Raw genomic sequence first — 11787 nt, 5'->3', positions numbered from 1 at the left:
CATAGGGGTAGCCCGGGCGCTGATTTGTTACGCAACTGCAATATTCTATTCGGCAGGCTTCCAAACGACGAATAGCCTTGTCGAACCGTCTGAAGTAACGCTATCAATTTCCCGGCACGAACGCTTACCCCCTAATCGGCGGGCTCCGCGACCTGCGGCTCTGACCTTCTTCATATGAATGTGGAAAGGGTGCTTTCCTTCATGCCGACACCGCAGATTTTCGACATCGAAGAGCTTCTGCAGCCGATCGAGGGCGATTCCGACACCGGAATCGACCTGCGCGAGAACGCCTCGGCCGACTACTATACCGTGAAGGATGCCCGCAGCGCCGCCCGCGCCGCCGAACGCTCCATGGATGTGGAGGACGACGCCGGCGGCCTGCTGCCGGAATGGCGCACCATCCTGGAGGTCAGCCCGCGGATCCTGCGCACCCAGGCCAAGGACCTGGAGGTCACCGCCTGGTTCATCGAGGCGCTGCTGCGGGCGGAGGGCTATGCCGGCCTGCGCGACGGCTTCGCGCTGGCCCGCGGACTGGTCGAGCGGTTCTGGGACAACCTGTATCCGGCCCCGGACGAGGACGGCATCGCCACCCGCGTCGGCCCGCTGACCGGCCTGAACGGCGAATCCGCCGACGGCACGCTGATCCAGCCGGTCCGCAAGGTGCCGCTGACCATGGGCGACATCCCCTATTCGCTCTGGCAGTACGAACAGGCGATCGAGCTGTCGAAGATCACCGACGAGACGCGCCGCCAGGCGCGCATCGACAACGGCGCCGTCACCTGGGAACAGTTCGAGCAGAGCGTCCGCGAGACGCCGGCCTCCGAATTCAAGACGCTGCTGGAGGACATTCAGGGCGCCATCGACGAGTTCGAGGCGCTGGGCAAGACGCTCTACGACAAGGCCGGCTACGACGCGCCGCCGGCCGGCAACATCCGCAACGTCCTGACGGCGGCGCTCGACGCGGTGAACTACGCCGCGCGCGACCGTCTGGCGACGCTCGGCGGCGACGAGCCGGCCGCGGCGGAGGCCGCTTCCGCGTCCGCCGATCCGGCCGCGGCCGGCGCTTCCGGCGGGGCCGTGGCGGCAGCCGGCGCCAAGGTGCAGGCCAGCGGGGCTGTGACAACGCGCGAGGAGGCCTTCAAGGTCCTCTTGCAGGTCGCCGATTTCTTCCGCAAGACGGAACCCCATTCCCCCATCTCCTACACGCTGGAGGAGGTGGTCCGCCGCGGCCGCATGTCGTTGCAGGAACTCCTAATGGAACTCATCACCGACGAGGAAACGCGGCGGCAGTTCTTCATCGCGTCCGGCGCCAAGGCGCCGCCGCCGGCAGAGCAATCAGGGTATTGACGATCATCGCCTATCCTACGGCGTGAGCAGGGAGGTCCGATCACATGGCGAGTATCCACCAGAAGCTGGATCGCGTGCGCAAGCCCCGCGTCCACATCACTTACGACGTCGAGACCGAAGGTGCGACCGTCGTCAAGGAGCTGCCCTTCGTCGTGGGCGTGCTCGGCGACTTCTCGGGCGACCCGACGGAGCCGCTGAAGCCCCTGAAGGACCGCAAGTTCATCCAGATCGACCGCGACAACTTCAACGACGTCATGGCCCGCATGACGCCCGGCCTGAAGATGAAGGTGGAAAACACCCTGGCCGACGACGGCACCGAAATGGCCGTCGAGCTTGCCTTCAAGTCGATGGAGGATTTCGAGCCGGGCCGCGTCGTCCAGCAGGTCGAGCCGCTGCGCAAGCTGCTGGAGACCCGCAACCAGCTGCGCGACCTGCTGAGCAAGGCCGACCGCTCGGAAGAGCTGGAGGGCCTGCTGGAGCGCGTCCTGCAGAACACCGACGAGCTGAAGGCGCTGAGCGGCGAGCTCGGCACCGAGAAGAAGGAGGGTTGATCCGATGAGCGACGCTCAGACCCAGGGCGCAGGCGCCGCCGGTGCGGTCGCCGAAGGCACCGGCCTCTCGATCCTCGACCAGGCCATCGCCGCGACCAAGCAGACCGAGCCGGACCGTGCGCAGGAGCTGCTGCGCACCCTGACCCAGGAAGCGCTGGCCGGCACGGTCACCTTCAACAAGAACCTGGGCCAGACGATCAACAAGGCGATCGCCGCGATCGACGCCAAGATCAGCAAGCAGCTCAACGCGATCATGCACCACGAGAAGTTCCAGAAGCTGGAAGGCTCGTGGCGCGGCCTGAACTATCTGGTCATGAACTCGGAGACGGGCTCCACGCTCAAGATCCGCGTCATGAACTGCCCGAAGAAGGACCTGTACAAGGACATCTCGAAGGCGGTCGAGTTCGACCAGAGCAACCTGTTCAAGAAGATCTACGAGAACGAGTTCGGCATCGCCGGCGGCGAGCCGTACGGCGCCCTGATCGGCGACTACGAGTTCACCAACCACCCCGACGACATGGAGCTGCTGACCGGCGTCTCCAACGTCGCGGCGGCCGCCTTCGCGCCCTTCATCTCGGCCGCCAGCCCGAAGCTGTTCGGCTTCGAGGACATGACCGAGCTGTCGAAGCCGCGTGACCTCGAGAAGATCTTCGACAGCGTCGAATACACCAAGTGGCGCAGCTTCCGTGAGAGCGACGACAGCCGCTTCGTCACGCTGACCATGCCGCGCGTGCTGGCCCGCATGCCCTACGGCGCCAACACCAAGCCGATCGAGGAGTTCGAGTACGAAGAGGCTCCGTACGAGGGCGGCATCGCCCGGCCGATGGACCACAACGACTATTGCTGGATGAACTCCGCCTACGCGATGGGCCAGCGCCTGACCAACGCCTTCTCGCAGTATGGCTGGTGCACGGCCATCCGCGGCGCCGAGGGCGGCGGCAAGGTGGAGAACCTGCCCTTCCACACCTTCACCTCGGACGACGGCGACAGCGACGCCAAGTGCCCGACCGAGATCGGCATCACCGACCGCCGCGAGGCCGAGCTGTCGAAGCTGGGCTTCCTGCCGCTCTGCCACTACAAGAACCAGGACTACGCCGTCTTCTTCGGCGCCCAGACCACGCAGAAGCCCAAGAAGTACGACCGGCCGGAAGCGACCGCGAACGCCGCGATCTCCGCCCGCCTGCCCTACATCATGGCGACCTCGCGTTTCGCCCATTACCTGAAGATCATGGCGCGCGACAAGATCGGCTCCTTCATGGAGGCGAGCGACTGCGAGGCGTGGCTGAACCGCTGGATCCTGAACTACGTAAACGGCAACGCCGACGCCGGTCAGGAGATGAAGGCGAAGTACCCGCTGGCGGAAGCCAAGGTGCAGGTGAAGGAGATTCCGGGCAAGCCCGGCTCCTACAACGCCGTCGCCTGGATGCGTCCGTGGCTGCAGATGGAGGAACTGACCACCTCCATGCGCATGGTCGCCCGCATCCCGCAGGCCGGCTGATAGCCGCATGACCGGGCACGCGGCCGAATTCCACGCCGACGACGCGGAGGCGACGGTCCTCGAACGGCCGTTGCGTCTGCGGGCGGTCGACATGGCGCTCGGCCGCGACGAGGCCGGACCGCTCGACGCCTTCCTGGCGGCCGGTACGCCGGGCGAGGCGTTGCGGCTGTGGTTCGGCATCACGCTTCCCGTTCATGACAGCCTGGACAAGCTGCGCGCCGCGCTCGACCGCGACATCGCGGCCATTGACGCGCTGCTGTCCGAACAGGTCAACGCCATCCTGCACCACAAGCGCTTCCAGTCCCTGGAAGGCTCGTGGCGCGGGGTGCGCGCATTGGTGAAGCAGGGGCAGAACGCCGAATCGGTGGTCCTGCGCCTGCTCAACCTGACCTGGGCCGAACTGTGCCGCGACCAGGAACGCGCCATCGAGTTCGACCAGAGCCAGCTGTTCAACAAGGTCTACAGCGACGAATTCGGCATGCCCGGCGGCCGCCCCTTCGGCGTGCTGCTGTGCGACTATGCCGTCCAGCATCGCCCGACCAGGGAGCGTCCGACCGACGACGTCTCCGGCCTCAAGGGGCTGGCCCAGGTCGCCGCCGCCGCCTTCGCGCCGGCCATCGTCGGCGCGGCACCCGAGCTGTTCGGGCTGGAGACCTTCCACGAGCTTGGCCTGCCGCTCGACCTCAAGTCGGTGCTGCGGCAGGCGGAATACCAGCGCTGGCAGCGCTTCCAGGAGACCGAGGATCGCGATTCGTCGGCGTGGCCCTGCCGCGCGTTCTGATGCGCGAACCCTATGGCGACGATCCGCAGGCCCGCCACGGCTTCCGCTTCCGCGAGGAATCGGTGGGCGGCGAGGGAGGCATGCGGCTGGAGGACCATTGCTGGGGCAATGCCGTCTACGCCTTCGGCACGGTGCTGATCCGCTCCTTCCTGCAGCATGGCTGGTTCGCCGACATCCGCGGCGCCCAGCGCGACGTGGTGGGCGGCGGGCTGGTGACCGAGCTGGTGGTGCCGGATTTCACCACCGACAGCATCAAGGTGGCGCAGAAATTCTCGGTCGAGGTCTCGATCTCCGACCAGCTGGAACGCGATCTCGACGATCTGGGATTCATCCCGGTCAGCCGCTGCAAGGACACGCCCTATCTGGTCTTCTACGGCAACCAGTCGGTCCAGCGCGTCGGCCAGTTCACCACCACGACGGCGACGGCCAACGCCCGGCTGTCGGCGATGCTGCGCTACATGTTCTGCATCGCGCGCTTCGCCCATTTCCTGAAGGTGATGGTGCGCGACCGCGTCGGCTCCTTCGTCACGCCGGAGGAATGCGAGCGCGACCTGCAGAGCTGGCTGCACGGCTATTGCCTGGGCAATGACGACGCCAGCCTGGACCAGAAGGCCCGCTATCCCTTGCGCGAGGGCAGCATCCAGGTCCGCGCCATTCCGGGCAAGCCCGGCAACTATCAATGCGTCATCCATCTTCGGCCGCACTTCCAGCTGGATCAGGTCTTCTCGACCTTCAAGCTGGTGACCGAGCTGGCCCAAACAGGCGGTGCCGCCTGACCACCCGCAGCGGCGATGTCAGGCGCTCCATCGAGGGGGAGAAATCGACTATGAGCGAAACCGCAGCCCAGCTGTTCCAGGCGGGCCGCCTCGATGAGGCGATCACCGCGCTGAACGGCGAGATCAAGAAGAAGCCGACCGATCTCGACCGCCGCGTCTTCCTGGCCGAGCTGCTGAGCTTCGCCGGCAATCTGGAGCGCGCCGACCTGCAGCTCGACACCATCGGCACGCAGGAGCCGCAGGTGGCCGTCACCATGGCGCTGTTCCGCCAGCTGGTGCGGGCCGAGCAGGCGCGGCGCCAGCTGTTCGCCGACGGCCGCGTGCCGGAATTCATCGACCAGCCGGCCGACCATCTGCGCCTGCATCTGGAGGCGCTGGTCGCGCTGCGCGCCGGCGACACCGCCGATGCCGTTGCGAAGCTGGCCCAGGCCGAGGAAATCCGCCCGCCGGTGTCCGGCAGCCATGACGGCACGCCCTTCGACGATTTCCGCGACCTGGACGACCTGACCGGCGGCTTCTTCGAGGTCTACACCAGCACCGGCAAGTATTTCTGGATCGCCACCGAGACGGTGGAACTGGTCGAGTTCCGCGCGCCCCAGCGCCCGCGCGACCTGCTGTGGCGCCCGGCGCACATGGTGGTGCGCGGCGGCCCGGACGGCGAGGTGTATCTGCCGACGCTGTATGGCGGCGCCCCGGCCGATATCGAGGATGCGCTGAAGCTGGGCCGCGCGACCGACTGGTCGGAGGATGCGCCCGTGCGCGGGACCGGCCAACGCTGCTTCCTGGTCGGCGAGGAGAGCGTTCCGATGCTGCAGCTGGGCACGCTGGAGTTCTCGGGGGCGGTGTGAGGATAACGCCCTCTCCCGCCCCGGGAGAGGGAGGGGACCCGCGCCGTAGGCGTGGGGAGGGTGAGGGGCAATCCGGACATGGATTCCTGATCCTTGGTTCACCCTCACCCTTCCCATGCTTCGCATGGGCCCCTTCCCTCTCCCGGGGCGGGAGAGGGAGACGACGCAAAGGCCACCATGGATCGCAACCAGTCCATCACCCTGTCTGTCCTGGACCGTCTGCTCGACGACACGCCGGAGCATGTGGCGCCGCGGCCGCACACCGTGGCGGACCTGCGGGCGGCGATCCGGCGCGACCTGGAGAATCTGCTGAACACCCGGCGGCGGGTGCTGGGCTGGCCGGACGACCTGACGGAACTGGCGGACTCGATCCTCGGCTATGGCTGCCACGACCTGCTGGTGGAGAATGTCGCCACCGACTCCCGCCGGCGCGAGGTGGTGGCGCAGATCGAGGCGGCGATCCGGCGGTGGGAACCGCGCTTCGCCCATCTGGCGGTGACCATGGTCGAGAACAGCGACCCGGCCGACCGCACCCTGCGCTTCCGGATCGAGGCGCTGATCCATGCCGATCCGGCGCCGGAACCGATGGTCTTCGATTCGGTGGTCGATCCCACCTCCAACATGGTCTCCGTGACGAGCAAGGCCCGTGGCTGACGAACTCCTCCCATATTACAACCGCGAGCTGACCTACCTGCGCCGCATGGCGGCGGAGTTCTCGGAGGCGCATCCGAAGATCGCCGGCCGGCTGCGGCTCAGCGCCGACGCGGTGGAGGATCCGCATGTCGCCCGGCTGCTGGAGGGCGTCGCCTTCCTCAACGCCCGCATCAGCCGCAAGCTGGACGACGAGTATCCGGAGCTGGTGGACACGCTGCTCGACGTGCTCTACCCGCATTATTTGGCGCCGATCCCGTCGATGGCGGTGGTGCAGATGAAGAGCAGCGCGGACCTGACCGGCTCGCACACCGTGCCGAAGGGGACGGAGCTGGAGACGGAAGCGCTGCGCGGGGAGACCTGCCGCTTCCGCACCGTCTATCCCGCGACCCTGTGGCCGATCGAGCTGGACCAGGCGGTGCTCGCCGGACGGCCGCTGGTGGCGCCGCCGAATCCGCGGGCGGGCGACGCGGTGGCCTCGCTGCGCCTGACCCTGCGCTGCCGCGTGCCGGAGATGACCTTCACGGAACTGGCGCCGGACACACTGCGCTTCTTCCTGCGCGGCCAGCCGCAGCAGGTCTATGCCCTGCACGAGTTGATCTTCAATAACGCCGTCTCGGTGGCGCTGGCCGACGACCCGCAGGATCCGAATGCGGTGATCCTCGGCCCCGACGCCATCCGCCCGGTCGGCTTCGGCGACGAGGAGGGCATGCTGCCCTACCCCGCCCGCTCCCATGGCGGCTACCGGCTGCTGACCGAGTATTTCGCCTTTCCGGAGAAGTTCCTGTTCTTCGACCTCCACGTCTCGCCGAAGGTGCTGCGCCGCGCCGGCAACACGCTGGAGATCTTCATCTACCTGAACAACACCGACGGCGATCTGGAACGCGCGGTGTCGAAGGACAATTTCGCGCTGGGCTGCACCCCGGTGGTCAATCTGTTCCGCCAGCGGGCGGAGCCGGTGGCGCTGACCCAGACCCAGCACGAGCACCGCGTGGTTCCCGACGCCCGCCGCCCCGGCGCGCTGGAGGTCTATTCGGTCGACAGCGTGCTGGCCACCGATCCCGACGGCAAGCAGCGGCGCTTCCTGCCCTTCTACGGCCTGCGCCATGGCGGGGTCGAAGCGGTCAGCCGCACCTATTACACCGCCAGCCGCCGCCCGGCCGGCGGGCGCGATCCCGGCACCGAGGTGCATCTGGCGCTGGTCGATCTCGACTTCGACCCGTCGAGCCCGGCGGAGTCGGTGCTGTCGGTGGAGACGACCTGCCTCAACCGCGACCTGCCGGGGCAACTGCCCTATGGCGGCGGCCACCCGCACCTGAAGCTGACGGAGGGGATGGCGGCGGTGGCCGGCCTGTCCTGCCTGACGCCGCCGACGCCGACGCTGCGCATTGCCGAACGCAAGGGCCATCGCTGGCGCCTCGTCTCCCACCTGCTGCTGAACCACCTGTCGATCTCCGGCGGGGCGGAGGGGACGGAGGCGCTGCGCGAGATCCTGCGGCTCTACGACTTCCGCGATTCCGCCGAAACCCGCGGCATCGCCGACGGCATCGTCAAGGTGACGACCAAGCGCGGTACCGCGCGGGCGCCGTCCCGGCCGGGCGATGTCGCCTGGGGCGACGCCATGTGCCGCGGCATCGACGTCGGCATCGAATTCGACCCGCAGCGCTTCAGCGGCAGCGGCATGTTCCTGCTGGCGATGATCCTCGACCATTTCCTGGGGCTGTACTGCTCGATCAATTCCTTCACGCGGCTGACCGCCACGGTCAAGGGCCGCACCGGAGTGCTCCGCACATGGCCCGCCCGCGCCGGCAACCGCCCGCTTCTGTAATCGACCGGCTGTTCCGCGCGCCCCACCGCTTCGACTTCTTCCAGGCGGTGCGGGTGCTGGAATGGCAGGCCCGCCGCGATGCGCGCGACCCGCGCACCGCGCGCCGCCATGCCGTGGGCCACGACCATGACCCGCGCGAGGAGGTCGTACGCCTGCGCGCCGAGACCTCGCTGACCTTCCCCGGCAATCAGGTGGCGGGGGCGGAGCCGGGGGTGGACGGGCGTCCGCCGACGGTGGTGGGCGCCTTCCTGGGGCTGGTCGGGCCGCTGGGCGTGCTGCCGCAGCACTATACCGAACTGATGATCCGGTCTTTGCGCGAGCGGAACCGGGCGCTGCGCGACTTCTTCGACGTCTTCCACCACCGCAGCTTCTCGCTGTTCTACCGCGCCTGGGCGAAATACCGGCTGCCGGTGTCCTTCGAGCGCGGCCAGGGTTCACGGGACCCCGATCCGGTCAGCACCACCCTGTCCAGCTTCGTCGGCATCGGCCAGCCGTCGCTGACCAAGCGTCTGGTGGTGGAGGACGAGACCCTCCTGCATTATTCCGGCCTGATGTCGCGCGGCACGCGCTCGGCCACCGACCTGCAGGAGATGCTGTCGGACTTCCTCGGCCGGCCGGTGACGGTGGAAAGCTTCGTCGGCGGCTGGCTGCCGATCGCGCCGGACGGGCAGACGCGCCTGCCCAGCCTGTCGGCCCCCGAGGGTCAGCATTGCCGGCTGGGCATCGACGCGCTGGCCGGCGACCGCGCCTGGGACGTCCAGGGCAAGTTCCGCCTGCGTATCGGCCCGCTGAACCACGACCAGTTCCGCGACTTCATGCCGGAAGGCCGCGAATTCCGGAAGCTGCAGGATCTGGTGCGGATGTATGTCGGTCCCGAACTGGATTTCGAGCTTCAGGTGAGCCTGCTGGCCGCCGAGGTACCAGCCGCCCGCCTGGGCGCCGGCGGGGACGATGCCGACGGCACGCGGCTGGGCTGGAACGGCTGGGTGCTGCACGCGCCGAGCCCGGTCGAGCGCAAGGACGCGGTTTTTCCGATGCAGGATTTGTGAGGCGTGCGGGCGCGGTGCCCCCTCCCCAACCCTCCCCCGCTTTGCGGGAGAGGGGGCAAGTCTTCCCTCTCCCGCGAAGCGGGGAGGGAGGGGCCCGCTCGCAAGAGCGGGAGGGAGGGGGCACCGCACCTACCGCACCCCGTAGAAGGACGAGGACCCCATGAGCGACTGGAGCGCCGGCTATGTGTCGGACATCGAATATCTGCCGGGCTTCTACCGTGAACAGGGGCCGGCGCATCTGACGCTGAGCTGCCTGATCAACGGCATCGCCCCGCCCTCGACCGCCAACGGGTTCGATTACTGCGAACTCGGCTGCGGCCATGGGACGACGGTGGCGCTGTTCGCGGCGGCCAACCCGCAGGGGCGGTTCCATGCGGTGGACTTCCACCCCGCCCACATCGCCCGCGCCCGCGATGCCGCCGAGGCGGCCGGCCTGACCAACATCGCCTTCCATGAGGCGAGCTTTGCCGAGATGGCGGAGGGCGAAGGGCCGGACCTGCCGGAGTTCGACTTCGTCACGCTGCACGGCGTCTACAGCTGGGTCAGCCCGATGAACCGCGGTGCCATCGCGCGCTTCCTGGCGAAGAAGCTGAAGCCGGGCGGGCTGGTCTATGTCAGCTACAACGCCATGCCGGGCTGGGCGCCGATGATGCCGCTGCAGCGGCTGCTCTACGAATATTCCGGTCTGGTCCACCAGCGCAGCGACGTGCAGGTGAAGGCCGGGCTGGACTTCGCCGAGCAGCTCTACAAGGCCGGCGCCAAAATCCTCGGCGACGAGGCGATGTTCGGCAAGCTGCGCGGCGAGACCAAGGCCAAGAACAGCACCGAACAGTCGGTCTATCTGGCGCATGAATACCTGAACGGCAGCTGGCAGCCGCTCTACCACGTCGATGTCGCGCGCGAATTGGGCGAGGCGAAGCTGACCTATGCCGGCTCCGCCACCCTGTTCGAGAATTACCCGGACCTGTCGCTGACGCCCGACCAGCGCACGGCGCTGGACAGCATCGGCGTGCCCAGCCTGCGCGAGACCTTCAAGGATTACTGCGTCGGCCGCCCTTTCCGCCGCGATGTCTTCGTCCGCGGCGCCCGGCGGATCAGCGTGGCAAAGCGCGACGCGATGCTGAAGGACATGGCGATGGCGATGATCATCCCGCGCGCCGACGCCCGCACCACCATCCAGGTGCCGCTGGGCGAGGCGACGCTGGAGGCCAAGCATTACGAGCCGATCTTCGACGCGCTGGCCGAGGGGCCGCGCCGCATCGGCGACCTGATGGAGCTTCCGGAGGTCCGGCGGGCCGGCGGCAACCTGTCGGCGGTGGAGATCGCCGGCATGCTGACCGGCTCCAGCCAGGCGGTACCGGTGCTGAACCCGCCGGAAACGGTGACGCCGCTCCCCTCCGTGCTGGCCCACAACCGCGCCGCCGCCAACGACCTCGCCACCAGCGAGGGGCGCAAGAGCAGCGCCTTCGCCGCCTCGGTCGGCGGCGCCGGCCTGCATGTCAGCACGATGGAGGCGCTGCTCTATGACGGCCTCAGCGAAGGCGTGCCGGAAACGCTGGACGCGCTGGTCGCCCACGCGATGCGCCGCCTGGACGCGCCGGAGAACGCCGACGAGGCCAGCCGCAAGGCCATCGCCGACAGCATGGGCTGGTGCATGGCGAACAGCCTGCCGGTCTGGCGCAAGCTGGGCATGATCCGCTAACTGATCCCTCTCCCGCCCCGGGAGAGGGAAGGGGCCCATGCGGAGCATGGGAAGGGTGAGGGGTGGGACAAGAAACCATGCGGTTCGGAATTCTTGGAATCCCCCTCACCCTCCCCACGCCTGCTGGCGTGGGTCCCCTCCCTCTCCCGGGACGGGAGAGGGAATCATCACCGCACCCCGCATGGGACGCCGCTCCGCCTGATGCTGCCAGCCGAACGCCTCCTCCTCCCAGCCGTCGCCCTCCTCGCCCTCCGCGGCGGGGAGCGGCGTCCGCGCGCCGGTCGGCGAGCGCCGCCAGCGCGTCGCGGTCGCCGGCGGCCGCGGCGGCCTGCATCCACAGGGCGGCCTCGGCCGGGTCGCGTTCGATGCCGACACCTTCGCGCAGGCACAAGGCCAGGCGGTACTGGGCGGCGGGATGGCCCTGCCCGGCGGCGGCGCGCAGCCAGTGCACGGCCTCGGCCTCGTCCCGGTCGACCCCGCGGCCGTCGAGCAGCAGCAGGGCGAGGTTGACCTGGGCGGCGGCCGACTGCTGCAGGGCGGCCAGCCGGTACCACAGCGCCGCCTTGGCCGGGTTGCACGGCACGCCGGCGCCGTGTTCGTGCATGTAGCCGAGATTGTTCTGCGCCCCGACATCGCCCTTGGCGGCGGCGCGGCGATACCAGGACACGGCGCGGCGCGGGTCGGGCGGCACGCCGATGCCGTTGGCGAGCAGGAAGGCCAGCATGGTCTGCGCGGCGACATGGCCCTGGCGCGCCG

The 11787-nt window shown here is 68.5% G+C and carries 9 protein-coding genes and 2 pseudogenes; 10 read left to right on the top strand and 1 reads right to left on the bottom strand.

The genetic code is table 11. The features are described 5' to 3' along the window. Positions 1-201: 201 nt before the first annotated feature. The 10 genes and pseudogenes from tssA (at position 202) to AB8P05_RS00835 (ending at position 11031) form a co-directional block, all read left to right on the top strand. Positions 202-1347 carry a type VI secretion system protein TssA gene (tssA, locus tag AB8P05_RS00880; protein WP_472758432.1) on the top strand — a complete coding sequence of 382 codons (1146 nt, stop codon included), beginning with the start codon at positions 202-204 and terminating at the stop codon, positions 1345-1347. A gap of 44 nt (positions 1348-1391) precedes the next feature. Next, positions 1392-1898, top strand: a complete 507-nt coding sequence (tssB, locus tag AB8P05_RS00875; RefSeq protein WP_014247367.1) for a type VI secretion system contractile sheath small subunit — start codon at positions 1392-1394, stop codon at positions 1896-1898. Positions 1899-1902: 4 nt separating this feature from the next. Continuing rightward, a complete protein-coding gene (gene tssC / locus AB8P05_RS00870) occupies positions 1903-3396 on the top strand; it encodes a type VI secretion system contractile sheath large subunit (protein WP_472758431.1) in 1494 nt (497 codons plus the stop codon). Between the two features lie 7 nt (positions 3397-3403). Next, a pseudogene (gene tssC, locus AB8P05_RS00865) lies at positions 3404-4509 on the top strand (type VI secretion system contractile sheath large subunit); the annotation flags it as partial. A gap of 114 nt (positions 4510-4623) precedes the next feature. Further along, on the top strand, positions 4624-4953 hold the full coding sequence (locus AB8P05_RS00860) for a hypothetical protein (RefSeq protein ID WP_472759355.1): 330 nt from the start codon (positions 4624-4626) through the stop codon (positions 4951-4953). 50 nt (positions 4954-5003) lie between these two features. Then, positions 5004-5801, top strand: a complete 798-nt coding sequence (locus AB8P05_RS00855) for a type VI secretion system accessory protein TagJ (RefSeq protein ID WP_472758430.1) — start codon at positions 5004-5006, stop codon at positions 5799-5801. 177 nt (positions 5802-5978) lie between these two features. After that, entirely contained in the window at positions 5979-6455 is a 477-nt protein-coding gene (gene tssE / locus AB8P05_RS00850) for a type VI secretion system baseplate subunit TssE (RefSeq protein ID WP_063634259.1), read from the top strand. Beyond that, the gene (tssF, locus tag AB8P05_RS00845; protein ID WP_472758429.1) at positions 6448-8280 is read left to right on the top strand and encodes a type VI secretion system baseplate subunit TssF; all 1833 of its coding nucleotides are present in this window, start codon (positions 6448-6450) and stop codon (positions 8278-8280) included. Before tssE ends, tssF begins: the two co-directional genes overlap by 8 nt. Continuing rightward, a complete protein-coding gene (gene tssG / locus AB8P05_RS00840) occupies positions 8244-9329 on the top strand; it encodes a type VI secretion system baseplate subunit TssG (protein ID WP_472758428.1) in 1086 nt (361 codons plus the stop codon). The genes tssF and tssG overlap by 37 nt, the downstream gene beginning before the upstream one ends. 160 nt (positions 9330-9489) lie before the next feature. Continuing rightward, positions 9490-11031 (top strand): methyltransferase regulatory domain-containing protein, encoded by a 1542-nt coding sequence (locus AB8P05_RS00835; protein WP_472758427.1) that lies wholly within the window; start codon positions 9490-9492, stop codon positions 11029-11031. 358 nt (positions 11032-11389) lie between these two features. On the opposite strand, the pseudogene AB8P05_RS00830 reads toward AB8P05_RS00835, so the two are convergent. After that, positions 11390-11755: pseudogene (locus tag AB8P05_RS00830) on the bottom strand (tetratricopeptide repeat protein); the annotation flags it as partial. Positions 11756-11787 lie beyond the last annotated feature (32 nt).

Source organism: Azospirillum sp. VT-I1 (assembly GCF_055698305.1).
Note: the sequence above shows the minus strand (reverse complement) of the source record. Positions and strands in the feature narration are given on the sequence as shown.

Coding starts and splice junctions, on each gene's coding strand:
- tssA (WP_472758432.1), top strand. CDS start 202: ATGCCGACACCGCAGATTTTCGACATCGAAGAGCTTCTGCAGCCGATC.
- tssB (WP_014247367.1), top strand. CDS start 1,392: ATGGCGAGTATCCACCAGAAGCTGGATCGCGTGCGCAAGCCCCGCGTC.
- tssC (WP_472758431.1), top strand. CDS start 1,903: ATGAGCGACGCTCAGACCCAGGGCGCAGGCGCCGCCGGTGCGGTCGCC.
- AB8P05_RS00860 (WP_472759355.1), top strand. CDS start 4,624: ATGCTGCGCTACATGTTCTGCATCGCGCGCTTCGCCCATTTCCTGAAG.
- AB8P05_RS00855 (WP_472758430.1), top strand. CDS start 5,004: ATGAGCGAAACCGCAGCCCAGCTGTTCCAGGCGGGCCGCCTCGATGAG.
- tssE (WP_063634259.1), top strand. CDS start 5,979: ATGGATCGCAACCAGTCCATCACCCTGTCTGTCCTGGACCGTCTGCTC.
- tssG (WP_472758428.1), top strand. CDS start 8,244: ATGGCCCGCCCGCGCCGGCAACCGCCCGCTTCTGTAATCGACCGGCTG.
- AB8P05_RS00835 (WP_472758427.1), top strand. CDS start 9,490: ATGAGCGACTGGAGCGCCGGCTATGTGTCGGACATCGAATATCTGCCG.